Annotated in this window: 23 protein-coding genes; 11 read left to right on the forward strand and 12 right to left on the reverse strand. The window is 63.0% G+C overall.

All coding sequences use genetic code 11. From position 1 onward, the window contains the following. Window positions 1-37 precede the first annotated feature (37 nt). The 3 genes from A4C63_RS18175 to sthA all read left to right on the forward strand — a co-directional run bounded on the left by A4C63_RS18175 (window position 38) and on the right by sthA (window position 4,307). Window positions 38-1,501 carry a glyceraldehyde-3-phosphate dehydrogenase gene (locus tag A4C63_RS18175; protein ID WP_031324543.1) on the forward strand — a complete coding sequence of 488 codons (1,464 nt, stop codon included), beginning with the start codon at window positions 38-40 and terminating at the stop codon, window positions 1,499-1,501. 210 nt (window positions 1,502-1,711) lie between these two features. Then, window positions 1,712-2,710 carry an FAD:protein FMN transferase gene (locus tag A4C63_RS18180; RefSeq protein WP_063913905.1) on the forward strand — a complete coding sequence of 333 codons (999 nt, stop codon included), beginning with the start codon at window positions 1,712-1,714 and terminating at the stop codon, window positions 2,708-2,710. Between the two features lie 202 nt (window positions 2,711-2,912). Then, window positions 2,913-4,307 carry a Si-specific NAD(P)(+) transhydrogenase gene (gene sthA / locus A4C63_RS18185; RefSeq protein ID WP_063913906.1) on the forward strand — a complete coding sequence of 465 codons (1,395 nt, stop codon included), beginning with the start codon at window positions 2,913-2,915 and terminating at the stop codon, window positions 4,305-4,307. A gap of 48 nt (window positions 4,308-4,355) precedes the next feature. Here sthA and A4C63_RS18190 read toward each other — a convergent pair whose 3' ends face one another. After that, window positions 4,356-5,072: a glycerophosphodiester phosphodiesterase gene (locus A4C63_RS18190; RefSeq protein WP_063913907.1), complete on the reverse strand. Its 717-nt coding sequence runs from the start codon at window positions 5,070-5,072 to the stop codon at window positions 4,356-4,358. 31 nt (window positions 5,073-5,103) lie between these two features. Further along, on the reverse strand, window positions 5,104-5,688 hold the full coding sequence (locus A4C63_RS18195) for a PilZ domain-containing protein (protein WP_063913908.1): 585 nt from the start codon (window positions 5,686-5,688) through the stop codon (window positions 5,104-5,106). Window positions 5,689-5,781: 93 nt separating this feature from the next. Here A4C63_RS18195 and A4C63_RS18200 point away from each other — a divergent pair, with 93 nt between their 5' ends. From A4C63_RS18200 to A4C63_RS18210, 3 genes are all read left to right on the forward strand, one after another. Beyond that, window positions 5,782-7,032, forward strand: a complete 1,251-nt coding sequence (locus tag A4C63_RS18200; protein ID WP_015269543.1) for a lipoprotein-releasing ABC transporter permease subunit — start codon at window positions 5,782-5,784, stop codon at window positions 7,030-7,032. Between the two features lie 7 nt (window positions 7,033-7,039). Further along, window positions 7,040-7,723 (forward strand): lipoprotein-releasing ABC transporter ATP-binding protein LolD, encoded by a 684-nt coding sequence (gene lolD, locus A4C63_RS18205; protein WP_169774647.1) that lies wholly within the window; start codon window positions 7,040-7,042, stop codon window positions 7,721-7,723. Between the two features lie 61 nt (window positions 7,724-7,784). Then, window positions 7,785-9,026, forward strand: coding sequence for a lipoprotein-releasing ABC transporter permease subunit (locus A4C63_RS18210; protein WP_063913909.1), 1,242 nt, complete (start codon window positions 7,785-7,787; stop codon window positions 9,024-9,026). Window positions 9,027-9,159: 133 nt separating this feature from the next. Here the strand turns inward: A4C63_RS18210 and A4C63_RS18215 are convergent, their stop codons facing one another. After that, window positions 9,160-10,554 (reverse strand): heavy metal sensor histidine kinase, encoded by a 1,395-nt coding sequence (locus A4C63_RS18215; RefSeq protein WP_063913910.1) that lies wholly within the window; start codon window positions 10,552-10,554, stop codon window positions 9,160-9,162. Beyond that, complete coding sequence (gene cinR / locus A4C63_RS18220; protein WP_063913911.1) at window positions 10,551-11,231, reverse strand: two-component system response regulator CinR; 681 nt, start codon at window positions 11,229-11,231, stop codon at window positions 10,551-10,553. Before cinR ends, A4C63_RS18215 begins: the two co-directional genes overlap by 4 nt. Before the next feature lie 264 nt (window positions 11,232-11,495). On the opposite strand from cinR, the gene queF reads away from it, so the two are divergent. Next, window positions 11,496-12,326, forward strand: coding sequence for an NADPH-dependent 7-cyano-7-deazaguanine reductase QueF (gene queF, locus A4C63_RS18225; RefSeq protein ID WP_063913912.1), 831 nt, complete (start codon window positions 11,496-11,498; stop codon window positions 12,324-12,326). A 125-nt stretch (window positions 12,327-12,451) separates the two neighbouring features. On the opposite strand, the gene A4C63_RS18230 is transcribed toward queF, so the two are convergent. Further along, complete coding sequence (locus tag A4C63_RS18230) at window positions 12,452-12,715, reverse strand: DUF4404 family protein (protein WP_063913913.1); 264 nt, start codon at window positions 12,713-12,715, stop codon at window positions 12,452-12,454. A 122-nt stretch (window positions 12,716-12,837) separates the two neighbouring features. Then, complete coding sequence (locus A4C63_RS18235; RefSeq protein WP_063913914.1) at window positions 12,838-13,404, reverse strand: hypothetical protein; 567 nt, start codon at window positions 13,402-13,404, stop codon at window positions 12,838-12,840. Between the two features lie 201 nt (window positions 13,405-13,605). Here A4C63_RS18235 and A4C63_RS18240 point away from each other — a divergent pair, with 201 nt between their 5' ends. Continuing rightward, window positions 13,606-14,313 carry a VacJ family lipoprotein gene (locus tag A4C63_RS18240; RefSeq protein ID WP_063913915.1) on the forward strand — a complete coding sequence of 236 codons (708 nt, stop codon included), beginning with the start codon at window positions 13,606-13,608 and terminating at the stop codon, window positions 14,311-14,313. Between the two features lie 153 nt (window positions 14,314-14,466). Here the strand turns inward: A4C63_RS18240 and A4C63_RS18245 are convergent, their stop codons facing one another. After that, window positions 14,467-14,766 (reverse strand): PilZ domain-containing protein, encoded by a 300-nt coding sequence (locus tag A4C63_RS18245; RefSeq protein ID WP_063913916.1) that lies wholly within the window; start codon window positions 14,764-14,766, stop codon window positions 14,467-14,469. A 281-nt stretch (window positions 14,767-15,047) separates the two neighbouring features. Between A4C63_RS18245 and rssB the strand changes: the two genes are divergently transcribed. Together rssB and rssC are read left to right on the forward strand one after the other, a co-directional pair. Further along, entirely contained in the window at window positions 15,048-16,232 is a 1,185-nt protein-coding gene (gene rssB / locus A4C63_RS18250; RefSeq protein WP_063914082.1) for a two-component system response regulator RssB, read from the forward strand. Beyond that, window positions 16,229-16,711 carry an anti-sigma factor antagonist RssC gene (rssC, locus tag A4C63_RS18255; RefSeq protein WP_051098867.1) on the forward strand — a complete coding sequence of 161 codons (483 nt, stop codon included), beginning with the start codon at window positions 16,229-16,231 and terminating at the stop codon, window positions 16,709-16,711. The genes rssB and rssC overlap by 4 nt, the downstream gene beginning before the upstream one ends. 266 nt (window positions 16,712-16,977) lie before the next feature. Here rssC and A4C63_RS18260 read toward each other — a convergent pair whose 3' ends face one another. The 5 genes from A4C63_RS18260 to A4C63_RS18280 form a co-directional block, all read right to left on the reverse strand. After that, the gene (locus tag A4C63_RS18260; protein ID WP_063913917.1) at window positions 16,978-18,828 is read right to left on the reverse strand and encodes an alkaline phosphatase D family protein; all 1,851 of its coding nucleotides are present in this window, start codon (window positions 18,826-18,828) and stop codon (window positions 16,978-16,980) included. Window positions 18,829-19,034: 206 nt separating this feature from the next. Next, window positions 19,035-19,961 (reverse strand): transaldolase, encoded by a 927-nt coding sequence (gene tal, locus A4C63_RS18265; RefSeq protein ID WP_063913918.1) that lies wholly within the window; start codon window positions 19,959-19,961, stop codon window positions 19,035-19,037. 401 nt (window positions 19,962-20,362) lie between these two features. Next, entirely contained in the window at window positions 20,363-21,373 is a 1,011-nt protein-coding gene (gene dusA / locus A4C63_RS18270) for a tRNA dihydrouridine(20/20a) synthase DusA (protein ID WP_063913919.1), read from the reverse strand. Between the two features lie 202 nt (window positions 21,374-21,575). Continuing rightward, complete coding sequence (locus tag A4C63_RS18275) at window positions 21,576-22,445, reverse strand: GyrI-like domain-containing protein (protein ID WP_063913920.1); 870 nt, start codon at window positions 22,443-22,445, stop codon at window positions 21,576-21,578. Between the two features lie 310 nt (window positions 22,446-22,755). Continuing rightward, window positions 22,756-25,167 (reverse strand): TonB-dependent receptor, encoded by a 2,412-nt coding sequence (locus A4C63_RS18280; RefSeq protein ID WP_063913921.1) that lies wholly within the window; start codon window positions 25,165-25,167, stop codon window positions 22,756-22,758. A 243-nt stretch (window positions 25,168-25,410) separates the two neighbouring features. On the opposite strand from A4C63_RS18280, the gene A4C63_RS18285 reads away from it, so the two are divergent. After that, window positions 25,411-26,448: a sterol desaturase family protein gene (locus A4C63_RS18285; RefSeq protein ID WP_063913922.1), complete on the forward strand. Its 1,038-nt coding sequence runs from the start codon at window positions 25,411-25,413 to the stop codon at window positions 26,446-26,448. Window positions 26,449-26,665: the final 217 nt, after the last annotated feature.

Consider the following 26,665-nt stretch of genomic DNA (forward strand, 5'->3'; position numbering starts at 1 on the left):
GGGGCGTCATAATGTAGCCCCTTTTTTCTGTCCCTACATGTGGAAGGTTCCCGTGACTCAGAAGCCCGACCAGTGTCTTGGTGAGTGGATCGATCGTGAAGCCCTGGCTGAAGCGATGATCCCGCTTATCGGTCAGCTCTACCGCAACAACAATGTGGTGAGCTCGATTTATGGCCGTAGCCTGATCAACCGTTCGGTTATCTCGATCCTCAAGGCGCACCGCTTTGCGCGTCATCGTCAAGCCGACGAAACCGAACTGTCCGTCCACGAGACATTCCCCCTGCTCAAGGCCATGAGCGAGCTGAAACTGGGCGCCGCTTCGGTCGACCTGGGCAAGCTGGCCAACAAGTTCAAGCAGGAAGGCAATGGCCGTACTGCCGAGCAGTTCGTCCGTGAAGAACTGGCCGAGGTGGTTGGCCAGCAGAACGCTTCGGCGCGCAAAGGCACCGACGTTGTCCTGTACGGCTTCGGCCGCATCGGCCGCCTGCTGGCGCGCATCCTGATCGAGAAGACCGGTGGTGGCGACGGCCTGCGCCTGCGCGCCATCGTCGTGCGCAAAGGCGCCGAGAACGACCTGGTCAAGCGTGCCAGCCTGCTGCGCCGTGACTCGGTGCACGGCCCGTTCGATGGCACCATCACCATCGACGAAGCCAACAACACCATCACCGCCAACGGCAACCTGATCCAGGTTATCTACGCCAAGAGCCCGAGCGAAGTCGACTACACCCAGTACGGCATCGAAAACGCGCTGATCGTCGACAACACCGGCGTATGGCGTGATGCCGACGGCCTGGGCCAGCACCTGGCCTGCCCGGGCGCTGCCCGCGTGATCCTCACCGCACCTGGCAAGGGCGCGCTGAAGAACATCGTGCACGGCATCAACCACGGTGACATCGCTGCCGATGACAAGATCATCTCGGCCGCTTCGTGCACCACCAACGCCATCGTGCCGGTGCTCAAGGCCATCAACGACCAGTACGGCATCGTCAACGGCCACGTCGAAACCGTTCACTCGTTCACCAACGACCAGAACCTGATCGACAACTTCCACAAGGGCAGCCGCCGTGGCCGTGCCGCGCCGCTGAACATGGTCATCACCGAAACCGGCGCCGCCACTGCTGCCGCCAAGGCACTGCCAGTGCTGAAGGGCAAGCTGACCGGCAACGCCATTCGCGTACCGACGCCGAACGTTTCGATGGCCATCCTCAACCTGAATCTCGAGAAGGCCACCAGCCGCGACGAGATCAACGAGTACCTGCGCCAGACCGCCATGCACTCGGAACTGCACAAGCAGATCGATTACGTCAGCTCGCAGGAAGTGGTTTCGACCGACTTCGTAGGTTCCCGCCACGCCGGTGTGGTTGACGCCGAAGCGACCATCTGCAACGACAACCGCGTTGTTCTGTACGTCTGGTACGACAACGAATTCGGTTACAGCTGCCAGGTGGTTCGTGTGATGGAAGAGATGGCCGGTGTGAACCCGCCAGCGTTTCCGCACTGATACGCTTGTAAGGCAATGAAAAAACGGGAACCTTCGGGTTCCCGTTTTTTTTTGCCTGATTAACTGATCGGGCATTTACTGTGCCTGTACTGGCCCTTTCGCGGGCACGCCCGCTCCCACAGGGATATCACAGGGCTGGAGGGCAGTGGGGTACCTGTGGGAGCGGGCGTGCCCGCGAAAGGGCCAGTACAGACATTCGAGATCTCGATATTGCGCGCATTTCTTTGTTTCTTGCTGATGCTGCTCACCGCCTGCAACCAAGGCCCCACCCTGGAGCGCCTGGGCGGCCCGACCATGGGCAGCAGCTACAGCATCCAGTACGTCCGCGAGCCAGGTGGCCCGGCGCCGGCACAGGTGCAGGCTACGGTCGAAACCATTCTGCACGACATCGACCAGCACTACTCGACCTACCGCGGCGACTCCATCGTCAGCCGTTTCAACCAGTTGCCCGCCAACCATTGCCTGGCCCTGCCGCCCGACATGCTCGAACTGGTCAGCCTTGGTCAGTACCTGGCCGAGCAGAGTGATGGCGCCTTCGACCTCACCGTCGAGCCCTTGCTCGACCTGTGGGGCTTCGGCCCCCAGGCCCGTCACGAGCAGGTGCCCGACCCGTTGGCCCTGGCCCAGGTACGTCAGCGCGTGGGCTACCGGCACTTGCACATCGACGGCCAGGCCCTGTGCAAGGGCGCCCCGGTACAACTCGACTTCAACAGCCTCGCCGCCGGCCATGCCGTCGACCTGATTGCCGCGCGCCTACAGGCCATGGGCGTGGCCAACTTTGTCGCCGAAGCCACCGGCGAGCTCAAGGCCGTCGGCCGCAAGCCCGATGGCAACCCCTGGCGCATCGCCCTGGAGCTGCCCCGCGAAGACCGCCAGATCGCCCGCCAGGTCATCCCGGTCAATGGCCTTTCAGTATCAACCTCGGGTGACTATCGGCACTATTTCGAGCAGAATGGCCGGCGCTATTCGCACACCTTCGATGCCCGCCTTGGGCGCCCGGTACAGCACGACCTGGCTGCGGTCACCGTGCTCGATGCCTCGGCGCTGCAGGCCGACGGCTATTCGACGCTGCTATTGATCCTCGGCCCGGAACGTGGCTGGGATTTTGCCGTGGCGCATGGCCTGGCCGCAGTATTGGTGACTCGGGCCGAGGGTGGCTTCGTCTCCCGAGCTACGCCCGCATTCGAACGGGCAGTGAAAGGCGAGTGAAAGCACAAACAGGGATGATCGCCGCCAGGGAATGGTTCACACATGTAGTGCGGGCAAAATTGGCCTACGACGCGACCAAGGGTTAATGTGCGCGGCGTTCACGCTTGATTAGACTGCACCCGAATTTTCTCATGGCGCCCCGGCGGCATGATCGCGCCCCGCGAGCGACCGTGGCTTGCGGGCCAGTTCTGAAGGAGTACGCATGGCTGTCTACAACTACGACGTAGTGGTGCTGGGTTCCGGCCCGGCCGGAGAAGGTGCGGCAATGAACGCCGCCAAAGCAGGGCGCAAGGTGGCGATGGTCGATAGCCGTCGTCAGGTCGGGGGCAACTGCACCCACCTGGGCACCATCCCGTCCAAGGCACTGCGTCACTCGGTGCGGCAGATCATGCAGTTCAACACCAACCCGATGTTCCGTGCCATCGGTGAGCCGCGCTGGTTCTCGTTCCCGGACGTGCTGAAAAGCGCCGAGAAAGTCATCGCCAAGCAGGTAGCATCGCGCACCGGCTACTACGCCCGTAACCGCGTCGACGTATTCGTCGGCACCGGCAGCTTCGCCGACGAGCAAACCGTCGAAGTGGTCTGCCCGAACGGTGTGGTGGAAAAGCTCAACGCCAAGCACATCATCATCGCCACCGGCTCGCGCCCGTATCGCCCGGCCGACATCGACTTCCACCACCCGCGTGTCTACGACAGCGACACCATCCTCAGCCTCAGCCACACCCCGCGCAAGCTGATCGTGTACGGGGCCGGCGTGATCGGTTGCGAATACGCCTCGATCTTCAGCGGCCTGGGTGTATTGGTAGAACTGGTAGACAACCGTGGCCAGTTGCTAAGCTTCCTCGACTCGGAAATTTCCCAGGCGCTGAGCTACCACTTCAGCAACAACAACATCACCGTGCGCCACAACGAAGAGTATGAGCGCGTCGAAGGCCTGGATAACGGGGTGATCCTGCACCTGAAGTCGGGCAAGAAGATCAAGGCCGATGCCTTGCTGTGGTGCAACGGCCGTACCGGCAACACCGACAAGCTGGGCCTGGAAAACATCGGTATCAAGGTCAACAGCCGTGGCCAGATCGAGGTCGACGAGGCCTACCGCACCAGCGTGCCGAACATCTACGGTGCCGGCGATGTGATTGGCTGGCCGAGCCTGGCCAGTGCCGCCCATGACCAGGGCCGCTCTGCCGCTGGCAGCATCGTGGATAATGGCAGCTGGCGCTTCGTCAACGATGTGCCGACCGGCATCTACACCATTCCGGAGATCAGCTCGATCGGCAAGAACGAGCAGGAACTGACCCAGGCCAAGGTGCCGTACGAAGTGGGCAAAGCCTTCTTCAAGAGCATGGCCCGTGCGCAGATCGCCGGCGAGCCGCAAGGCATGCTGAAGATCCTGTTCCACCGCGAAACGTTGGAAGTACTGGGCGTACACTGCTTCGGCTACCAGGCTTCGGAAATCGTTCACATCGGCCAGGCGGTGATGAACCAGCCGGGCGAGCTGAACAACCTGAAGTACTTCGTCAACACCACATTCAACTACCCGACCATGGCCGAAGCCTATCGGGTAGCTGCCTACGACGGCCTGAACCGGCTTTTTTGAGCGGCTCCGACCGGTGGCCTGAGCCGGTCGGAGAGACCGATTTCAACCCTACCCGAGGGTGGTCTTGGCCAAACCGGGAAAGTCTGTAATCAGGCTGTCCACGCCAAAGTCAGCGAGCCGGCGCATCAGTGCCGGTTCGTTGACCGTCCACACCGACACGTGCAAACCCTGGGCCTGAGCTTTCAGCAGGCGCTCGGGGGTGCACAGTGTCCAGTTCAATGCCAGCAGCTCGCAGCCGTAGTTCTGAGCTACCTTCAACGGGTCGAGCCAGGCGTATTCGGCCACCAGCCCGCGTTTGACATCCGGTACCAGTTCCAGGGCAGCGCCCAGCACTTCGCGTGAGCTGGAGGTGATGGTCACCTTGTCCAGCAGGCCGTATTGCTGGGCCAGTTCGCGGATCGCCAGCACGGTGGTTGCGGCACGGGTGCGCGAGGCGCTTTTCACTTCCAGCTGCCAGTGCTCGAACGGGCACTTCTGGAACAGTTCTTCCAGTTTCGGGATCGGGCAGGGCTGTACGTGGCCCGGGCCGCCTTTGCGGGCATCGATCTTGACCAGGTCGGCGGCCGGGTGCTCGACCACCTTGCCGCGTTTGCCGGTGGTGCGCTTGAGGGTGGGGTCGTGGATCACCATCAGCTCGTTGTCGGCCGACAGGTGCAGGTCCAGCTCGCAGCGGGTCACGCCATGGGCGAGGCATTGCTGGAAGCTCTTCAGGGTATTCTCGGGCGCTTCGCCCTTGGCGCCACGATGGCCGTAGATCAGGGTCACGTTCGTTCCTTCAAATCAGAGAAAAATGGGCTCAGGAGGCAGGGGCGTTCTGTTCCAGCTGCTGGCGCCGTTGTTGTTGCTGGCGCTGCAGGATGTAGCGGGCCAGCAGTTGCCGTTGGGCGTCGGTCATGTCGATGAATTCGGTGCCGACTTCGAAGCCGCCCTCCGGGTGCGGGTCGCAGTGGGTGACCTTGCCGCGCAGCAGCAGGCCATGGGCGCGCGGCATCAGCACCATCTTCACCTTCACCCGGGTGCCGGGGGCAACCGCTGTAGCTTGCGCGAATTCGATGCCGCCCTCGGAGATGATCACCGGCTGGGGCTGGCCAACTTCGCCGATCAGGGTCTGGGCAACCACCGCGCTAAGCAGGTCGAGGCGTTTGTTCTGCGCGCGCAGGAAGGCGGCGAGGGTGCGGTCCTTTTCGCTCAGCTGGCGCAGCAGGTGCTGCGACTCGAAGTCGGACAGGTGCAGTTCGCTGAGCAGGTTGAATAGTGGTGAATCATCTTGCAACACATCTGGGTCAAGGGCTTCGGCCGCGCTAAGGGGGCTGATTTGAAGTGCGATCCGATCTTCGATGCGGTAGTATTCGCGGCGATCTTCTTCGTCTAATGTCGTCATGGCGAACCCAAGGTAGCGGCGGTGGTCCGAGTGTAAAGCCGCCGTAGGCGCCTCGCCACAAGGACGTTCCCTTTCATCCGAACAAGCCCCGACATGTTCAGACCTCTTTTCGCATTCATCGGCACGCGTTATACCCGTGCCAAACGTCGCAATCACTTCGTCTCGTTCATTTCCCTGACCTCGATGATCGGCCTCGCCCTGGGCGTGGTGGTGATGATCGTGGTGCTGTCGGTCATGAACGGTTTCGACCACGAGATGCGTACCCGCGTGTTGGGCATGATCCCCCATGCCACGCTGGAGAGCGGCCAGCCCATTGCCGACTGGCCGGCCCTTGCCCAACAAGTAAAGCAGAATCCGCAGGTGGTGGCGGTTGCGCCCTTCACCCAGATGCAGGGCCTGCTGACCCATGAAGGCAAGGTGCAGAAGGTGCTGCTCAACGGCATCGACCCGGCCCGCGAGCGCGAGGTGTCGATCATCGACAAGTTCGTCCTGCAAGGCCGCCTCGACCAGTTGGCGCCGGGCGAGTGGGGCATCATGATCGGCGACAAGGCCGCGGCCAAGCTGGGCGTGGGCATCGGCGACAAGCTCACTTTCGTCGCCCCCGAGGTCAGTGTGACCCCGGCCGGCATGTTCCCGCGCATGAAGCGCTTCACCGTGGTTGGCACCTTCCACGTAGGTGCGGGCGAGATCGACGGCTACCTGGGCCTGACCAACATCAGCGACCTGTCCCGCCTGCACCGCTGGAAGCCCGACCAGGTCCAGGGCCTGCGCCTGAAGTTCGACGACCTGTTCCAGGCGCCGCGGGTGGCCTGGGACATCGCCCAGCGCCTGGGTGACCAGGAGTTCTACAGCCGCGACTGGACTCGTACCCACGGCAACCTGTACCAGGCGATCCGCATGGAGAAGGCCATGATCGGCCTGCTGTTGCTGCTGATCGTGGCGGTGGCGGCGTTCAACATCATTTCCACCCTGGTGATGGTGGTCAACGACAAGCGCGGCGACATCGCCATCCTGCGTACCCTGGGCGCCACGCCCGGGCAGATCATGCTCATCTTCATGGTCCAGGGCACGGTGATCGGGGTGATCGGTACCCTGATCGGCGCCGTGGTCGGGATCGTCGCCGCGCTGAACGTAAGCGCGGTGATCGCCGGCATCGAGAAACTGATCGGGCACAAGTTCCTCAACGCCGACGTGTACTTCATCGATTATCTGCCGTCGCAGATCCAGGCCCAGGACGTGTACATGGTCTGTGGTGCGGCGCTGGTCCTGAGTTTCTTCGCCACCCTGTACCCGGCCTGGCGTGCGGCCCGCACCCAGCCTGCAGAGGCGCTACGTTATGAGTGAGTCGCGCATGAGTGATAAAGCCGTTCTGAGTTGCCGCAACCTGGGCAAGTCCTACGACGAGGGCCCGGAGTCGGTGCAGGTGCTGTCCGGGCTCAACCTCGAGCTGCACGCCGGTGAGCGGGTGGCCATCGTGGGTAGCTCCGGCTCGGGCAAGAGTACCTTGCTCAACCTGCTGGGAGGCCTCGACCGGCCGACCCAGGGCAGCGTCTGGCTGGCCGGCGAGGAGCTGTCGGCACTGGGCGAGCGTGCCCGTGGCCTGCTGCGCAACCGCGAGCTGGGCTTTGTCTACCAGTTCCACCACCTGCTGCCGGAATTCACTGCCATCGAGAACGTGTGCATGCCGTTGCTGATCGGTCGCACGCCCATCCCCGAGGCCCGTGAGCGTGCCGAGGCGCTGCTCAAGCGCGTGGGCCTGGCGCACCGCTTCAACCACAAGCCGGCCGAGCTGTCCGGTGGTGAGCGCCAGCGCGTGGCGATTGCCCGGGCACTGGTCAACCGCCCCGGCCTGGTCATGCTCGACGAGCCGACCGGCAACCTCGACCACCACACGGCCCAAGGCATCCAGGAGTTGATGCAGGAACTGTCCAGCGCGTCGCGTACGGCGTTCCTGGTGGTTACCCACGACCTCAACCTGGCGCGCCAGATGGACCGTGTATTGAAGCTCGACGACGGCCACCTGGTGGCGATCTGATCGACTGCACGGGGTGGCCGGTGTCGCCCCGTTTTCCTGTTTTCATTGGGTGTTTTCGTACATGTTCAGACCCTTGCCCATCTTCATCGGCGCGCGCTACACCCGAGCCAAGCGCCGCAACCACTTCATCTCGTTCATCTCGATGACCTCGATGATCGGCCTGTCGCTGGGCGTGCTGGCGATGATCGTGGTGCTGTCGGTGATGAACGGCTTCCAGCGCGAAATGAGCTCGCGCATCCTCGGCCTGGTGCCGCATGCTGCCATCCTCGGCGTGCAGCCCCTGGACGACTGGCACAAGGTGGCCGACGCGGCCATGCGCGACCCGGCGGTGATGGCGGCGGCGCCGATTACCGAAATGGAAGGCATGCTGTCGTACAAGGGCGCGATGCAGCCGATCCAGGTCGGCGGTATCGACCCGGCCGAAGAGGGCAAGGTTTCGATCGTCGGCCAGCACATCGTCCAGGGCCGCTTGCAGGATTTGCAGCCGGGTGAGTTTGGCGTGGTCATCGGTGAGCTGACTGCGCGGCGCTTCCGCCTGAACACCGGCGACAAACTGACCCTGATCGTGCCGGAAATCAGCAAGGAACCAGGTGGCATCACCCCACGCATGCAGCGCCTGACCGTGGTCGGCATCTTCAAGGTCGGCGCCGAGCTGGATGGCTCGCAGGCTTACATTCACGTGGCCGATGCTGGCGCCATGCAGCGCTGGGCACCGGGCCAGGTGCAGGGCGTGCGCCTGAAACTGCACGACCTGTATGCCGCGCCGCAGGTATCCAAGGCCATCGCTGCCGGGCTGGGCGACGCCTACCGCGCCGATGACTGGTCGCATACCCAAGGTAGCCTGTTCAGCGCCATGAAGATGGAAAAGACCATGATCGGCCTGCTGCTGATGATGATCATCGCGGTGGCCGCGTTCAACATCATCGCCACCCTGGTGATGGTGGTGAACGACAAGGGGCCGGACATCGCCATCCTGCGCACCCTGGGCGCCACGCCGGCGCAGATCATGGGCACGTTCATGGTCCAGGGCAGCCTGATCGGCATTGTCGGTACGCTGATCGGTGGCGTGCTGGGGGTGGTTGCGGCGTTCAACGTCAGCCAGATCGTCGGTTGGCTGGAGCGGGTGAGCGGGCAGCACATCTTTACTTCGGATGTGTACTTCGTCAGCAGCTTGCCGTCGCAGTTGCAGTGGGGCGATGTGGCGATCATCTGCACGGCCGGGTTGGTGATGAGCTTCCTGGCGACCATTTACCCGGCTTATCGGGCATCGCAGGTGCAGCCGGCGATTGGCCTGGCGGTTTAATGTCTACTTCAGCTTATCGAGTGGCTCTGTGGGAGCGGGTTACCCGCGAAGAATCCAGCACGGTGCATGGCACCGGCTGCGCCGGTGTTCGCGGGTAAACCCGCTCCCACAGGGTGGCGTGCCAGCCCTGATGTCACCGATCTTCAGTGAAGTCGATCACGAATCGCGTCCATCCGTCCGCACACTCCGCCCTGATTTGTCCGCCATGGGCCTGCACGATCGACCGGGTAATCGCCAACCCCAGCCCGGCATGCTCGCTACTGCCTTCCCGCCGTGCCGGGTCCACCCGGTAGAAGCGGTCGAACAACCGCGGTAGCGCTGCTGCTTCGATAGCCGCCCCGGTATTGGCCACGCTAATCCTCAGCCCTGGCCCCAAGGTCACTCGTATCTGCCCTCCCGCCGGGGTAAAGCGCAAGGCGTTGTCCAGCAAGTTGGACAGCGCCCGGCGCAGCATATGCCGGTCGCCCTGCAGCAGCGCCTGACCCTCGCGCAGCATATGCCGGTCGCCCTGCAGCAGCGCCTGACCCTCGCGCAGCATCTGCACACCGCTGTCCTCTGCCAGCGGCGCGTAGTATTCCATCAGCGCATCCACTTCGTCATGCAGTACCAGCGGTGTCTGGCCCGGCACCAGCAGGCCATGGTCGGCCTTGGCCAGGAACAGCATGTCGTTGATCATCTGCGCCATCCATTGCAGCTCCTCGAGGTTGCCGTGCAGGGCCTCGCGGTACTCTTCGAGGCTGCGCGGGCGGGTGAGGGTGACCTGGGTATGGGTCAGCAGGTTGGACAGCGGCGTGCGCAGTTCGTGGGCGATGTCGGCGGAGAATGCCGACAGGCGCTGGAAGGCATCGTCCAGGCGCTGCAGCATCGCGTTCATGCTGCCGGCCAGCTCGGCCAGCTCTTCGGGCATCTGTGCCACCGGCAGGCGGGTGGTGAGCGAGCGCGCCGATACGCTGGCGGCCACCTGGCCCATCTGCCGCAACGGGCGCAGCCCGCGGCGTGCAGCCCAGGCACCGAGCAGTGCGGTGGCCAGCGCCGACAGCCCTACCGTCAGCCAGATCAACCGTTGCATGCCCTGCAGGAAATGCTGGTGGTGGGTGATGTCGAGGTAAAGGGTAAGTTGTGGCGACTGCGGGGCGCCTTGCGCCAGGTGTACGGCCAGGCTGCGGTAGTCGGTGCCTTGCGCGTGCAGGGTTGCCAGTCCGTCGGGCAGTGGTGCCAGGGGCAGGCCTGTGCGGCTTTCGAACCAGGTGGCGCCGTCGCTGCCGTTGATGCGCAGGGCCAGGTCGGCCTGGTGGCCCAGTTCATCGCGCAGTTCGGGCAGGCGCGCCTGCAGTTCGGCCGGGGTGGTGATACCGGCCAGCTGGGTGCGGAACAGCGACAGGCGCGAGTCCAGCAGTTGCTGGTCCAGTTCGACGAAGTGCTGCTCGCTGGCCCGGCTGAATATCAGGCCGGCGCCGAGCGAGACAGCGGCGGTGCAGGCGGCGAACAGCAGGGCCAGGCGGTTGCCGAGGGAGACCCGGCGCATCACTCTGCGCGCTCTTCGAGTACGTAGCCCATGCCGCGTACGGTGTGGATCAGCTTGTTGGGGTGCGGGTCGTCGATCTTCAGACGCAGGCGGCGGATTGCCACTTCGATCACATTGGTGTCGCTGTCGAAATTCATGTCCCACACCTGCGAGGCGATCAGCGATTTGGGCAGTACCTCGCCCTGGCGGCGCAGCAGCAGTTCAAGCAGGGCGAACTCCTTGGCGGTCAGGTCGATGCGTTGGCCGGCACGCTCGGCGCGGCGGCGGATCAGGTCCAGACGCAGGTCGGCCAGGCCCAGGGTGGTGTCCTGGCTGGGGCTGGTGCCCCGGCGCAGCAGGCTGCGCACCCGGGCCAGCAGTTCGGAGAAGGCGAACGGCTTGACCAGGTAATCATCGGCGCCCAGCTCCAGGCCGTGGACCCGGTCTTCCACGGCATCGCGAGCGGTGAGGAACAGCACCGGGGTGTCCAGGCCGGCCTGGCGCACGGCCTGGAGGATCTGCCAGCCGTCACGGCCGGGCAGCATCACGTCGAGAATCAGCAGGTCGTGGTCGCCGGTCAGGGCGAGGAACTGGCCGGTCTCGCCATCTATGGCCAGTTCGGTGGCGAAGCCGGCCTCGTTCAGGCCCTGGCTCAGGTACTGGCCGGTACGGGCCTGGTCTTCGACGATCAGCAGTTTCATTAAGTGGCAGGGCTCCAGATGGCGGCGTGGGAACCTGTGGGAGCGGGCGTGCCCGCGAAGCATACAACTCGGTGTATGGCACCGGCTTCGCCGGTGTTCGCGGGCGCGCCCGCTCCCACAGGGACCGGGTGATGCTGAGATGATACGTGACGATGCACTCGCTCGCCCCAAACTGACGAAGTTGTAATCCCGCTGACTTGCGCTGCAAGGCAGGGGGCAAAACCGGTAGACTAGGGGCAATTTCGAACCTTCAGGTCAGTTTCCATGCATCCCGCTGCCGAACATTCCCCGCTGGGCAAGTCCAGCGAATACATTGCCACTTACTCCCCGGAGCTGCTGTTCCCGATTCCGCGTGCCGCCAAGTGGGCCGAGCTGGGCGTTACCGCTCAGACCTTGCCCTGGCAGGGTGTGGATTACTGGAACTGCTTCGAGCTGAGCTGGTTGTTGCCGTCGGGCAAGCCGGTGGTGGCGATCGGCGAGTTCGCCATCCCCGCCGATTCGCCGAACATCATCGAGTCCAAGTCGTTCAAGCTGTACCTGAACTCGCTGAACCAGACGGTGTTCGCCTCGCTTGGCGAGCTGCAGGCGTGCCTGGAGAAAGACCTGTCCGCCGCCGCCGGCAAGCCGGTTGGCGTGAAGGTGCGCACCCTGGGTGAGGTCGAGGCCCAAGGCGTGGTGGCCTTGCCAGGGCAGTGCATCGATGTGCTGGACGTTGCCATCAGCAACTACGAACAGCCGCAGCCAGAGCTGCTGCACTGCAACCCGCAGCGGCTGGTGGAAGAAACCTTGCACAGCCACCTGCTGAAGTCCAACTGCCCGGTCACCGGCCAGCCGGACTGGGGTAGCGTGGTGGTCGAGTACAAGGGCAGAGCGCTGGACCATGCCAGCCTGCTGACCTACCTGATCAGCTTCCGCCAGCATGCCGACTTCCATGAGCAGTGTGTGGAGCGGATCTACCTGGACCTGAAGAAGCTGCTGCAGCCGGAGCATTTGACGGTGTATGCACGCTATGTGCGCCGGGGTGGGCTGGATATCAACCCGTATCGCAGCACTGGGGCGATCAGCCCGGAGAACCAGCGCCTGGTTCGGCAGTAAGTTCAAGTACGCCGGGGCCGCTTTGCGGCCCATTCGCAGCACAAGGCTGCTCCTACAGGGGTTATGCGCTTCCCTGTAGGAGCAGCCTTGTCCGGCGAATGGGCTGCGACGCAGCCCCGGCTTTTTCAGATCCCCATGCTGTGCAGCGAGTTGGCAATGCTGCGCAGGGTGGCGGTGAGGTCGGGGTGGTCGGCCTCGAAGCGTTCGATCGCCAGGTTCACGCCGTCCACCAGGTTATGGTCTGGCGTGGCTTCCTCAAGCTTCAGTTGCGCCTCGATCTGGCGCGCTTCTTCGTGCAGCGCGGCCATCTCCTCGTCCGAAAGCGGCACGTTGCGATCCAGTTGCTCGCGCAAGCTGTTCAGGCGCTCTTGCAATTCGCGGGCAGGCATTGGCAGTTCTCCATCAATGGCTTGGCAAGCCATGGACCTCAGCGAAGCGGCAAAGGTTCTGGCCTGTCTTCAGCGTAATCCACCTGCCGTTGCTTTGCATGATCCGCGTCAAAGGTGCTGTATCAGGGTTTTTCGCCCTTGCGCCGGCGCTGGGCGATGTCCTGCAGGCAGGTGTCCAGCGCTTCGAGGTGATCGATCACCGAGTGCACGCCCAGGCTGAACAGTTCCAGCGTCGCCTTGCCACGGGCCAGGTCCTGTTCCTGCGGGGTCATCGCTTGCCATTGCCGCGATCTGCGGTCGCAGAAGGGGCTGCAGGCGGCCAGCCCTACCGTCCACAACCCCGCGTTGAGGCCAGACTGCAGCAGGCGTGGGTCGCCGCTGACCAGCACACAGCCGTCCAGGCGTTCGCTGTCCAGCGTCATCAGGGCCTGCCAGCAGGCGTTCGGCGCCGGCCAGCGCACGCCGTTCACCGAGTGCCCCGGCAGCCAGGCAGGCAAAACGTGGGCCAGGCGCCTGCTTTGGCTGGCGTTGAGGTCATCCAGCCAGATGCACGGCACCTGGCGCTGGCGCAGGCTGGCGAGGGTGGCCAGAGCGCCGGGGGCGGGGGAGGGGGCGCCACCATTGGCGGCTTGCACCAGGCAGCCGCGCAAGCCGAACAGCACAGCGGTGAAGGCGGGTGCAGCGTCCATGGCAACTTCCCTCAAATAGTCCGCAGGCTATTCGGCGATTGTTACCACCCTGTGACAGCGGGCGCCGCGCAACAGTTGTTCACAAAATATTGAGCAGAGATGTGTAAAGCTGTTTATCAGCCCGCAAGCCTCTATACTGCCGCCGTACAGCAGCGCGACCCGTTTGCGCTTGCGGCCGAGAAATTCGATGGAGAAACACCTATGCGTAGGATCGGTGCCAGTGTGATCGAACGAGTCACCCAGGCCTGTGTCTGCGCCAGCTTGCTGCTGGCGCCCGTGGCAGCCACCCAGGCCGCCACCGAGGAAGATCCCTGGGAAGCAGTCAACCGCCCGATCTTCCGGTTCAACGATACCCTCGACACCTATGCCCTCAAGCCATTGGCCAAGGGCTACCAGGCGGTCACCCCGCAGTTCCTCGAAGATGGCATCCACAACATCTTCCGCAACCTGGGTGACGTGACCAACCTGGCCAACGACCTGCTGCAGTTCAAGCCCCATGCGGCGGGCGTGGACACGGCGCGGCTGATCGTCAACACCACCTTCGGCCTGGGCGGCTTCTTCGACGTGGGCACCAAGATGGGCCTGCAGCGCAACGACGAGGACTTCGGCCAGACCCTCGGCTACTGGGGCGTGCCGAGCGGCCCGTACGTGGTCATCCCGCTGCTGGGCCCGAGCACCGTGCGTGACGGCGTGGCCAAGTACCCGGACACCTACACCGAACCCTACCGCTACATCGACCATGTGCCGACGCGCAACTCGATCTTCGCCCTGGACATCATCGACACCCGCGCCGACCTGCTGTCGGCCGAGAAGCTGATCCAGGGTGACAAGTACATCTTCATTCGCAATGCCTACCTGCAGAACCGCGAGTTCAAGGTCAAGGATGGCGAAGTCGAAGACGACTTCTGATCCTGCGCGGTCCGTGTGGGAGCGGGCTTGCCCGCGAAGCAAGCGACGCAGTGGATGGCACGGGCTTCGCCCGTGTTCGCGGGCAAGCCCGCTCCCACAGTGAGCGCATGTGCTTATAAATTTTGAGCAAGACAGTTGCTCCCACAGGGCCGATCAATGCATCGCCAGGATCCGCAACCCGAACTTCTGCTGCCCGCCCGGCTGGTCGGCAATCCACACCACTTCGGTACTGGCATGCAGCCCCTTCAGCGCCGGGTGGTCGGATTCGATCCGCACCTCTATAGGGTCCCCCACCTGGAAGCGCTGTGGTGCCTGCACCTGCATGCCGCTGCTGGACAGATCCAGGCACACGGCCGCGATCACCTGGCCTTCGTGCAGAAGGCTGACTTCGGTGTCGATGCGCATGCGGATGAAATCGCGTTTCTCGCCATGGCTGGAGGGCGTGTGGGGCATGCTGCATCCTTCTCATCGGGTTGCACTGGTCGACTTTCTTATAACTCCCGGTGATTTGCCCTGTAAAGTGCGGCGAGGTCGACCCTTGCATGCTTGAAACGCTTGGCGGATGGGAGTACCGTCTGCGCCTTACAAGGTAGCTCTCACAGTTGCCAGACAGTTGCCGGGCAGGTGTTCTTGTCCTACAACTCAAGTAGAGTGTGACCATAAAGAATTCCCGTAGCTGGCCGTCTGCCTTGCCGACACCGCTGCACCAACCCAAATCGGCGCCGTTCGCCCACATGCAGAAAACCAGTGCAACGCTGCTGATCATCGATGACGACGACGTGGTCCGTGCAAGCCTCGCCGCCTATCTTGAAGACAGTGGCTTCAGCGTCCTCCAGGCCGGCAATGGCCAGCAGGGGCTTCAGGTCTTCGAAGAACACCAGCCCGACCTCGTGATCTGCGATCTGCGCATGCCGCAGATGGGCGGCCTCGAACTGATCCGCCAGGTCAGCGAGCGCGCCCCGCAGTTGCCGGTGATCGTGGTGTCCGGTGCCGGCGTCATGAGTGATGCGGTGGAAGCGTTGCGCCTGGGCGCCGCCGACTACCTGATCAAGCCGCTGGAAGACCTGGCCGTGCTCGAGCATTCGGTGCGCCGAGCCCTCGACCGCTCGCGCCTGGTGCTGGAAAACCAGCGCTATCGCGACAAGCTCGAAGCTGCCAACCGCGAACTGGAAGCCAGCCTGCACCTGCTGCAGGAGGACCAGACCGCCGGTCGTCAGGTGCAGATGAACATGCTGCCGGAAAGCCCTTGGGTGGCCGGCGAGTTCGCCTTCGAGCACCAGATCATCCCGTCGCTGTACCTGTCGGGTGATTTTGCCGATTACTTCCGTGTGGACGAACGGCGCATCGCGTTCTATCTCGCCGATGTCTCCGGGCATGGCGCGTCGTCAGCGTTCGTCACGGTGCTGCTGAAGTTCATGACCACACGGCTGTTGTTCGAATTCAAGCGCGGCAGCAAAATGCGCGAGTTCAAACCCTCGCAGGTGCTCAGCCACATCAACCGCGGGCTGATCAACTGCAAGCTGGGCAAGCACGTGACCATGGTTGGCGGGGTGATCGACGAAGACACCGGCCTGCTGACCTACGCCGTTGGCGGCCATCTGCCGCTGCCGGTGCTGCACACCCCTGAGCACACCCGCTACCTGGAAGGCCGCGGCCTGCCGGTGGGGCTGTTCGACGAGGCTACCTACCAGGACCTGGTGGTGGAGCTGCCGCCGCAGTTCAGCCTCAGCCTTATGTCCGATGGCATTCTGGACCTTTTGCCGGGTGACACGCTCAAAGATAAAGAAGCCGCCCTGCCGGAAATCGTCAGGGCCGCAGGTGGCAGCCTGGATGGGCTGCGTCAACGATTTGGATTGGCTACGCTTGGGGAGATGCCGGATGATATCGCCCTATTGGTGTTGAGCAGGAACCTTCAATGAGTACCGGTAGAATCCAGTTCGCCGAGCAGAGTGGTACCTTCGTCCTGAAATTCGTCGGTGAAGTGCGCCTGACCCTGTGTTCGGCGCTGGATGCGACGATCGAGAAGATTTTCACCGCGTTGAACTTCTCGGCGATTGTCATCGACCTGACCGAAACCGAGAGTATCGACAGCACCACCCTGGGCCTGCTGGCCAAGCTGTCGATCCTGTCGCGCCAGAAGGTGGGCCTGCTGCCGACCGTGGTCACCACCAACCCGGACATTTCCCGGTTGCTGCAGTCGATGGGCTTCGATCAGGTGTTCAACATCGTCGATCGCCCGATTCCGTGCCCGGAATGCCTGACCGACCTGCCGTCCCAGGACCAGAACGAAGACGTGGTGCGTTCCAAGGTGCTGGAGGCGCACAAGATTCTCATGGGCCTGAACGACTCCAACCGCGAAGCTTTCCATGACCTGGTCAGTGCGCTGGAGCGGACCTGATCTTCAGCCTGTACCGGCCTCTTCGCGGGCACGCCCGCTCCCACAGGTTATGCACCGGTCTTGAGTCATGCACTCACCTGTAGGAGCAGCCTTGTGCTGCGAAGAGGCCAGCACTGCCACAGAGCATCTTTTGTCATATCTGCCTCTTCGCAGCACAAGGCTGCTCCTACAGGTACTGCGCTGCATTCGAATACTATGGTGATCGTGTGGGAGCGGGTTTACCCGCGAAGAGGCCGGCAAGGCCAACGCAAGCATTACCTGCCTGATCACTCCCGCCGCGTAAACTCGGTCGCCTCACCCCCACCCGCATCCAGCTGATACACCCGCGCCGGTCGCCCCTGTTCATCGAAAAACACCTGCCCCAACCCCGCGCCATTCCACAACCGCTCGCCAGCCTTGCTATGGCTGGGCGTACGCGGCACCACCTGCATTTCCCGCCGCTTGGTAAACCAGTTTAGCGGCGAGCGCGGCGCATACAGCCAGCGGTTGAGCCGGTCGAGCACATCCAGCAAGCGCCGCGGGAATTCGTTCTTGATCCCGCTGCTGGTTACCTGCCACAAGTGCGGGCTGCGCTGGCGGTGGCGGATCAGCACTTCATAGACGAACGAGTAATGCACATCGCCGGAGAGCACCACGTAGTGCCCCGGCGTGCGCGAGTGGCGGAAGATGTTGAGGATGACCTGCGCTGCACCGCGGTGGGCCATCCAGTTCTCGGCATCCACCAGCAGCGGGTAGCCCAGCCAGCTGAACAGCTTCTGCACTGTCTCGATCAGCTTCACGCCAAAAATCGGCGCAGGCGACACGATGATTGCCGACGGGTGGTCCAGCAATGCTTGCTGCAACTCGCTCAGCGCCTCCCAGTCGAGCAGGCCGGAGGGCTTGGCCAGGCTGCTTTCGCTGCGCCAGCGGCGGGTGCGGGTGTCCAGCACCAGCAAGGGCGGGTTGGTGGGCAGGCTGAACTGCCAGCCCTGAAAGCGCAGCAGCGCGCCGATCAACTCATCCTGGGTCTGGCTGTTCAATGTCTGGCATTGCCCGACCAGGGGCTTGCAGCCCTGCGGGTCGTTACCCCAGGCCTGGCACAGCAGGTAGCCGAGCAGGGCATTGCCGATGATCCGCCGCGAGAAGGGGTGACCGTAGGCGGTTTCTTCCCACTGCGCCGAGAGGTTCCAGTCGTCGGTGATGTCGTGGTCGTCGAAGATCATCAGGCACGGCAGGTGGGCCATCACCCGCGCTACCTGGCCGAGGCCGTCGGCAAACGCCTGGATCAGCGGCAGCTCCTGCCGGTAACGGGCCTGGCGCGGAGCGCTGAGCCCATTGGGCATGTCCAGGTTCACTAGCTGCCAGGGCACTGGTGACCACACCAGCAGGTACATGGCCATGACCTCGGCGAAGGTCACCAGGTGGTTGTCGGCGTTGCTGGACGAGAAGATCGGCTTGCGCTTGCCGGCAAAAAAACGCTCGCGCAGGGTTTCGTTGCGTTCCTGCGCCGGCAGCAGGTCGGCGCGGTGGTAATAGCAGGCCGGGTGCTGGTACAGCGCTTGGCTGTCGGGCACCACCGCGCCCTCCAGTTGCTCGTCGAACAGGCCCAGGCGTGCAATCAGGCTGTGGATGGCGCGCAGCATCGGGCCGGCGACGTCGTCGGCATAGACCTGGTCGCCGGTCATCAGCAGCACGGCGGGGCGGTCTGCGGGTTTTTTGCAGGCCTGCAGCAGGCGGTCGGCGCATAGCAGGCCGTCGGCGGCCGGGTAATGCGGCTTGCGGCAGGAGCCGTGCAGGAGGTGGTCGAGCCGATCGCGCAGCACCAGGCTTGGGCGATCGGCGCCGGTGTAGAGCAGGTGCGGCGCCCAGCCGGCGATGCCCTGGCCGTTGATGAGCAGGTCATAGTCGAGCAACTGGTTGCAGGGCAGGGGGTGGGTGAAGTGGATGTCCAGCAGATGGATGAAGGCGTGCTGGCCCACCGCGACCACCTGGCAATCGACCTGGGCCTCGCTTGCCGGAAAGATGAATTCGGGTTGCAGCGGTTGCGTGGCGACCAGCCAGATGGCCAGGCGCTGGGGTTCCAGGCGGCGCAGTACCGGACCGGCGAGTACGAGGGGCAAGGGGGTAGGGGAGGTCATCGACAGCTCGGGTGGCTTCTCGGGCCTCTTCGCGGGTAAACCCGCTCCCACAGGTACAGCGCCAACTTCTGGCGTGTGGGGATCCCTGTGGGAGCGGGTTTACCCGCGAAGAGGCCCTGGAATTCAATACACATCTAAGGCCAGGTAAAACAAAGCGGGCGGAAAATGCTGAACACTTCCCGCCCGTCAGGCAAACCCGAAATGTATCAGGCCTTGTCAGCCATCAACTTCTCCAGCTTCTCCTGGTCCCGCGCGAACTGGCGAATACCCTCGGCCAGTTTCTCGGTACCCATGGCATCTTCGTTCATGGCCCAGCGGAACTGGCTTTCGTTCAGCTGCTGCTTGGGCTCGCCGGCATTGCCCGGCTTCAGTACCTGTGGCAGGTCGCCCTGGTCATCGCTGAGCTGCTGCAGCAGCTCTGGGCTGATGGTCAGGCGGTCGCAGCCGGCCAGCTGCTCGATCTGGCCGATATTGCGGAAGCTGGCGCCCATGACCACAGTGTTGTAGCCGTTGGCCTTGTAGTAGTTGTAGATGCGAGTGACCGACTGCACGCCCGGGTCTTCTGCGCCTACGTATTCCTTGCCGGTGCTCTTCTTGTACCAGTCGTAGATACGGCCCACGAACGGCGAAATCAGGAACACCCCGGCATCGGCGCAGGCCTGTGCCTGGGCGAAAGAAAACAGCAGGGTGAGGTTGGTCTGGATGCCTTCCTTCTCCAGCTTTTCGGCGGCGCGGATGCCTTCCCAGGTGGAGGCCAGCTTGATCAGCACGCGGTCGCGGCCAACACCGGCGGCTTCGTACAACTCGATCAGCTTGCGCGCCTTGGCCAGCAGGGCGGGTTCATCGAACGACAGGCGGGCATCGACCTCGGTGGAGATACGCCCCGGAATGACCTTGAGGATGCCCGAGCCCACGGCCACCGCGAACTTGTCGCAAGCCAGGTCGACATTACCCTTGGCATCGGCCTTGACCTGCCTGAGCAGCTCGGCATAGCCCGGGATGGCCGCAGCCTTGAGCAGCAGTGACGGGTTGGTGGTGGCATCGACCGGTTTCAGGCGGGTGATGGCGTCCAGGTCCCCGGTGTCGGCGACCACGGTGGTGAACTGCTTGAGTTGTTCCAGCTTGGAGGTCATGGGCGTGCTCTGTCCTGTGTAATGACTCGACATTACCCGAGCCCCGACGGCCACTCAAGGGCCTGTGGCAGCGGGCTTGCCCGCGAAGGGCGGTGCGAAAGGTGAAGATTCGAGTCGCTAGCGGCCCCGAGGTTCCGTATGCACAGAAACGGCGTGCGCTGTAATGACGAGAACTCGGTTCGTAAGCGCGACGCGGCTTTTGTGGGAGCGGGCAAGCCCGCGAACACCGGCGGAACCGGTGCCATACTCCGCGGCGCCTGCTTCGCGGCGGTTCGACGCCTCGACACGCCCGCTCCCACAAGGGAATGTGGCACGCTGTCGAACATTGTTCCCTGTGCGACAGCGCAGCCCAAAGGGCTGGGCAATCTCCCACAGATAATGCGGCGCTTGTCAGGGCCGGGTTACCGCCCCTGCAACAGCTCCACCGCCTGGTCGAACACCGCCAACGGCTCCGCCGCCTTGTGAATGTCCGCCGACAGCAACTGGCGGAAGCGCCGCGCCCCCTTGAACCCTTGGGCCAGCCCCAGAATATGCCGGGTAACGTGGTGCATCGCGCCACCACTTTCCATGTGCGCGACAATATAAGGCCGCAACTGCGCCAGCGCCTCGCAGCGGCTGACCACCGCCGCCTCGCTGCCGAACAGCTGCTGGTCCACCTCGGCCAGCAGGTAAGGGTTGTGGTACGCCTCACGCCCCAGCATCACCCCATCGAAGGTTTCAAGGTGTGCCTGGCACTCGGCCAGGGTCTTGATCCCGCCGTTGAGCACGATCTCCAGGTCCGGGAAGTCCGCCTTCAACTGCGCTGCCACGTCATAGCGCAGGGGCGGAATCTCACGGTTCTCCTTCGGCGACAGCCCTTCCAGGATCGCGATGCGCGCGTGCACGGTAAAACTCCGGCAGCCTGCCTCGCGCACCTGGCCGACGAAGTCGCACAGCTCGGCGTAGCTGTCGCGGCCATTGATACCGATGCGGTGCTTGACCGTCACCGGGGTCGATACCGCATCACGCATGGCTTTCACGCAATCGGCCACCAGCGCCGGGTGGGCCATCAGGCAGGCACCGATCATGTTGTTCTGCACCCGGTCACTCGGGCAGCCAACGTTGAGGTTGACCTCGTCGTAGCCAGCCTCCTCGGCCAGGCGGGCACAGGCGGCCAGGTCGGCCGGCACGCTGCCGCCCAGTTGCAGCGCCAGCGGGTGCTCGGAGACGTCGTGGCGCAGGAAACGGTGGGCGTCGTTGTGCAGCAGGGCACCGGTGGTGACCATTTCAGTGTAGAGCAGGGTGTTTTTGGAAAGCAGGCGCAGGAAGAACCGGCAGTGGCGGTCTGTCCAGTCCATCATGGGCGCAACGCTGAAGCGACGGGAAGGCTCAGAGCGCGTGGTTGCTGGGTTAGAGCCTGGGTTTGTGGTCATATCGTTCAACGTGTCTTGTACCAAATTCAGCAGTTTCGAGGGTGTTTGCAGCAAACCGAGGGCGCGACGTAGCAAAAGTCGGCGCCGGGAGATCGGTGATTGCCAAGGCAGGCGGCTAGTTTACCAAGAGAGCCGGGTATCCGTCTGGACTCGATCTATGCGCAGCCCTACAGCCTTCTACCCAGATTAGCCACCAGCCAACCTACTTGAGCGGCACGTAGATATCCGTTTGCCATTGCTCCAGCGGCGTTTCCGGATACACGCTCAAGTAGTGAAAGAACAACGGATGATCCCGTAGTTCCTCGTTGCTCGAAGGCAGCCAGTCCCGATAAAGCGGATAGATGGTTTCACCAATGTAGTCAGGCGACCCGGTATGCCGGATCACAGCGCAGCGGCCCGCCGGGATGACGCGTTCGTGCACGCCGAAATCATTGGGCTGCACGGCTTCGCCTATCTCGCCACACACGGCGAAGCGAAAGGCGTGCGCCGGGGTGGTGTCGGGGTTGTCGTAGGGAATGCCGAAGGTTCGGCTGCTGGCCACCGGTGATTGGCCGCTTTGAATGCGCCATTGGCGAAAACGCGCGACGCTTTCACTGACCAGGCCGGGCGCCCCTTGGTGTTCGAGCGCGGCCACATGAGTTTCGGCGAAATCCACGATACGGATCTGCATGGTGATGCTCCTGGAATGGTGGGGAACAACGAAAACCGCACTCCAGGCCTGCCAGTTCGGGGCCTTGGCGAATACGCTCGGCGCCATGCCAAACGCACGCTTGAAAGCCCTGGAAAAGGCTTCGGGGCTTTCGAAGCCGGCGCCGAAAGCTGCTTCCAGTACGGAGATGGCAGGCGAGGCGACCAGTTGATGCGCCGCGCGTCGAAGCCTCATCAGTTGCACATACCGTGAAACCGGAACGCCGATGTATGCCGTGAACTGCCGATGGAAGTGAAATGCCGAGAAGTGGGCGATGCGGCTCAGGGCATTTACCGACAGGTCACCTTCGAGGTGGCTGTCGATGTAGGCAAGCACGGCTTCGAACCGCTTTGCGTAGGTTGGGTTGTGCTGTGAGTCAGTCAACGAACGGAATCTCCGGAAGGTGCGGTGAGCGCTAGCATCCGTTGTTCAGGCATGGAGGTGCCTAGCCGTGATTGCTCTATCGGGGATTGTCTTGACCATGCTGTGGATGGCACCGGCGTTGCCGGTGTTCGCAGGGGAGGGCAGGAGGGTGAGTACAGTACGATCACTGGCGCTTCCGTGCAGGTCGAAAGCGCCAGCGTAACTGCCCCTGCATGATCAGTCGACTGGGCGCAGCGGGTGGTTCACCCCGATCAATGATGCGCGCTGGCCACCGCAATGCTTTCGCCAGAATCGCTGAAGGCCGCCTGGGTCAGAACGCGTACACCAACGTGGCCGTGGCGCTACGCGGGCTGCCATACCAGCCACGCGAGCCAATTGCCGTGTAGTAGGTCTTGTCAAACACGTTGTCGAGGTTCAGTGAGACGCTGGTTTGTGGTGTGAAGGCATATTGCGCCATGAGGTTGACCACGCTGTAGGCGTCCTGGGTGAAGGTCTCGCGGTGGGGGCCTGCGTATTTTTTGTACTCCGCGCCCTGCCAGCGCACACCACCGCCCACTTTCACCTGTGGCAGTGACTGCAGGCGGTAGCTGGTGAACAGTTTGAGGGTGTCGCGCGGCACTTCGGTGAGCAGGCGGTCGCCATCCGCATTCTTGCTTACGGCATAGGTGTAGCTGGCCGACATTTGCCAGTCAGGCAGGATCTCGCCCGCCACTTCCATCTCGAAACCGCGGGTCTTGGTGTTGGACTCGGCACGGTAGGCCTGGTTGCCGTTCGGCGCCTTGTTGTCGCCGTCCTGCACGGGCAGGTTGTCCTGGTGCACTTCGAACACGCTGAGCGCAGCAGTCAGGCGCTTGTCCCAGAATTCGCTCTTCAGGCCCAGCTCATAGTTAACGCCCTCCAATGGGTCGAGGTAGCTGCCCGTTGCTGTCTGTTTGTCTTGCGGATTGAAGATGGTGGTGTAACTGGCATAGGCCGACCAGTTGTCGTCGATGTCGTAAACCAGGCCAACGTAAGGGGTGACGACCCCGGTTTCGCTGCGTGAGGTGCGTTTGGTTGCACCGCTCGCCAGCGTCTCGTGAGTTTCGTCACGTTGCCAGTCGATCACCCGGGCGCCGGTAATCAGCGACAGGTCATCGGTCAGGCTCCAGCGCACCGAAGCCACCAGGCCGTCCTGGGTTTCATCCAGCGCATCCTTTGTCGTCTTGTTGTAGATAGCGTCAGGTATTGGCAACGAGCCATCCCAGTCATGGATGTTGTCGATATCCTGATACGTCCACAGATCGTAGCCGTGGTTGCGGAAGTAGGCCCGGTAGTGGCTGAGCCCGACGTACGCCTGGTGCTCGCGCGACAACAGTTCGAACGGGCCCGAAGCCGACAGGTCGAACGAGGTCTGCCGGGGCTCGCCTGCCCAACGGCCAGTCCAGGTCTGGATGCCGCTGCCATCAGGTTTGACGGTGCCGCTGGCGGCGGTGGCAAATACGTCGTCATAGCTTCGGCGACTGTGCTCAGCGTTGAATTTCAGGTGCCAGCCGTTGGCCAGGTCGTGATCCAGCGTGGTGAACAGTGTCTTGGTGCGACGCTTGTGATAGCTCCATTCCGAAGCCGAATTGAAGGAGCGGGAAGGGCTGAAGTGACTGCCATCGGAGTTGAACATCGGGAAGCCATGGTTACCGGCGCCGTCGTTGTCCATTTCCTGATACTCCGCCCCCACGGTCAGCATCGTGCTGTCGGTGATGTCCCATTCCAGCACCCCGTATGCCACTTGCCGTTCCAGGGACTGGCGGTCGATGTAGCTCTGGCTGTCGGTGTTCGAGGCGACCAGGCGCCCACGCACATTGCCGCTTTCCGACAACTTGCCGGACACGTCCAGCTCGGTGCGGTAGGTGTCCCACGAGCCTGCTTTCAGGGTCAGTTTACGTTGTGTTTCAAACGTCGGCTTCTTGCGAATCAGGTTGACGGTCGCACCGGGGTCACCGGTGCCGGACATCAGCCCCGTGGCCCCGCGTACCACCTCGACCCGGTCATACGACACCATGTCGGCAAGGTCATCGCGAAAGCCAAAGCTGTCGGGCCGGTTGAGGCCGTCGACCTGGATGGTGCCGACCTCGAAGCCACGTACGTAGATATGGTTGGCGTCGCTGCCGGCCGGCCCCATGCTGTCGACGACCACGCCTGGGGTCTGTTCCAGTACCTGGGCAACATCGTTCAGGTTCTGGTCTTCGATCTGCTGGCGGGTCACCACGCTGATCGATTGTGGTGTCTCGCGTGCCGAGAGGCGTAGCCCGGTTGCCGTGTTGGCCGAACCTGTGGTGTAGCTGCCGGTGCCTTCGGTGGTGGCACCCAGCCCCACGCTGGAGACCGTCGTTGCAGCGAGCTCCATCGTGCCATCCCGGCTGGGGCGGGCCAGCATGTAGTGCTTGGCTCCCGCTTGCTGCACCTGCAGGCCACTGCCTTGCAGCAGGTGCGCAAGGCCTTGCTCCAGCTCGTAACTGCCCTGCAGCCCCTCACTGCGCAGGCCAGCGATTTCTTCGTTGGCGAAGCTGACAATCACCCCGCTCGCCGTGGCGAACTGGTTGATGGCAGCCCCTAGCGGCCCCGCCGGGATGCTGTAGCTGACAGGCACGGCCCAGGCATTGGCACTGGCCAGCAGCGAGCCCGAAAGGCTCGCCACCAGCGCGGCTTGGCGAATGCTGAAGGCGGGGGGAGAAAAACAGGCGGACATCCATTGGCTCCTTTCGATGGATAGGCGGGCACCATTATGAGAAGCGTATTGATAATAATAATGCGTCTCATAAATTCGGCCGGATAGTTATCTTTCCTCCTGCAGATGTCAATCGGTGGCTTGAGTTATTGCGGGTAGGGGCAAGCCATTGCCACGTGCTTGAAGCCACAGGGCATGGATAAAACCACTTGAGTAAATAAATCTGATTTACAATTGCGTCCCTTTTGCCGAGGCTGACGTTTCGTGGATGCCCTGTCGCTTGTCTTTGAGCACCTGACCGAGTGGGTAATTACGCCCGTTACCGACCAGTTCCTCGGCATTTTCAATCTGAACGGCCGTTTCGGGGTCTTGTTCCTTTGCATTTCCTATGGCGTCGCCTATGGCCTGTTCCGCTTCAGGAAGCAGCGCGGCCTGAGCGATGCCCATTCGTTCTGGCAATTCATCGGCGGCGCCCGGGTACACCTGCATGCCTCGGCGCTGCTGGATTACCGCTACTACTTCGTGCGCGCCATTCTCAAGGTCGCGCTGGTGCTGCCCATCGTCCATCTGGTCGACCCCTACATCCTGCGCTCCGGCGATTACCTGGCCTTTTTCAGCAAGCTCTGGGGCGCACGCCCGCGTCTGGGCGAGAACCTGGCACTGTCTCTGCTCTACGGGTTGGGGGTGTTCCTGCTCAAGGACTTCATCCATTACTGGGCGCACCGGGCCTTTCACTCGCGCTGGCTCTGGGCCTTTCACAAGGTCCATCATTCGGCGCCCGTGCTGGTGCCGGCGACGGCGAGCCGGGTGCATTTTGTGGAAAAGATCGTCGAGAAGCTGAGCACCGGCATTGGCATCGGCCTCTTCGCCGGCTGCTTCTGGTACGTTTGCGGCGGTGAAGTCAGCCGCTACACCCTGTTCGGCGTGACTTACCTGGTGTTCATCTTCAACAGCCTGGCGGCCAACCTGCGGCATAGCCATGTCTGGTTGTCGTTCGGCCCGCAGCTGGAACATGTGTTGAACAGCCCGGCCCAGCACCAGATCCATCACAGTGACGCCCCTCGCCATTTCAACCGCAACTTCGGCACCAACCTGTCCCTCTGGGACTGGATGTTCGGCACGCTCTATGTCACCACATCAAAGCCCGAAAACATCCGCTTCGGCACCGGAGCACAAGACCACCAGCGTTACCTGACGGTCTATAGCCTGATCGTCACGCCCTTTGTCGACACAGGCCGTAAGGTCCTGGCGAAACGCCAGCGCAAGGCTGTGCTCGGCGCGTCCGGCAGGGCGGGCCGTTAGCTGATCCCGCTGTTGGCAAATTCTTCGCCAAGGAAGTCCCGTAGCGGCTCTCCAAAAGAACTGATTTCCCAAGCGCTCCGCGTAGCCAGTGGGAGCGGCTTTAGCCGCGAAGAATCCAGCGCGGTGCATGGCGCCGGCTGCGCCGGTGTTCGCGGCTAAAGCCGCTCCCACAAGGGGCCTGCTGATTCAATAAGTTATGTGCGGTTCTGGGGGAGCG

The organism is Pseudomonas sp. p21 (assembly GCF_001642705.1).
Taxonomy (GTDB): Bacteria; Pseudomonadota; Gammaproteobacteria; order Pseudomonadales; family Pseudomonadaceae; genus Aquipseudomonas.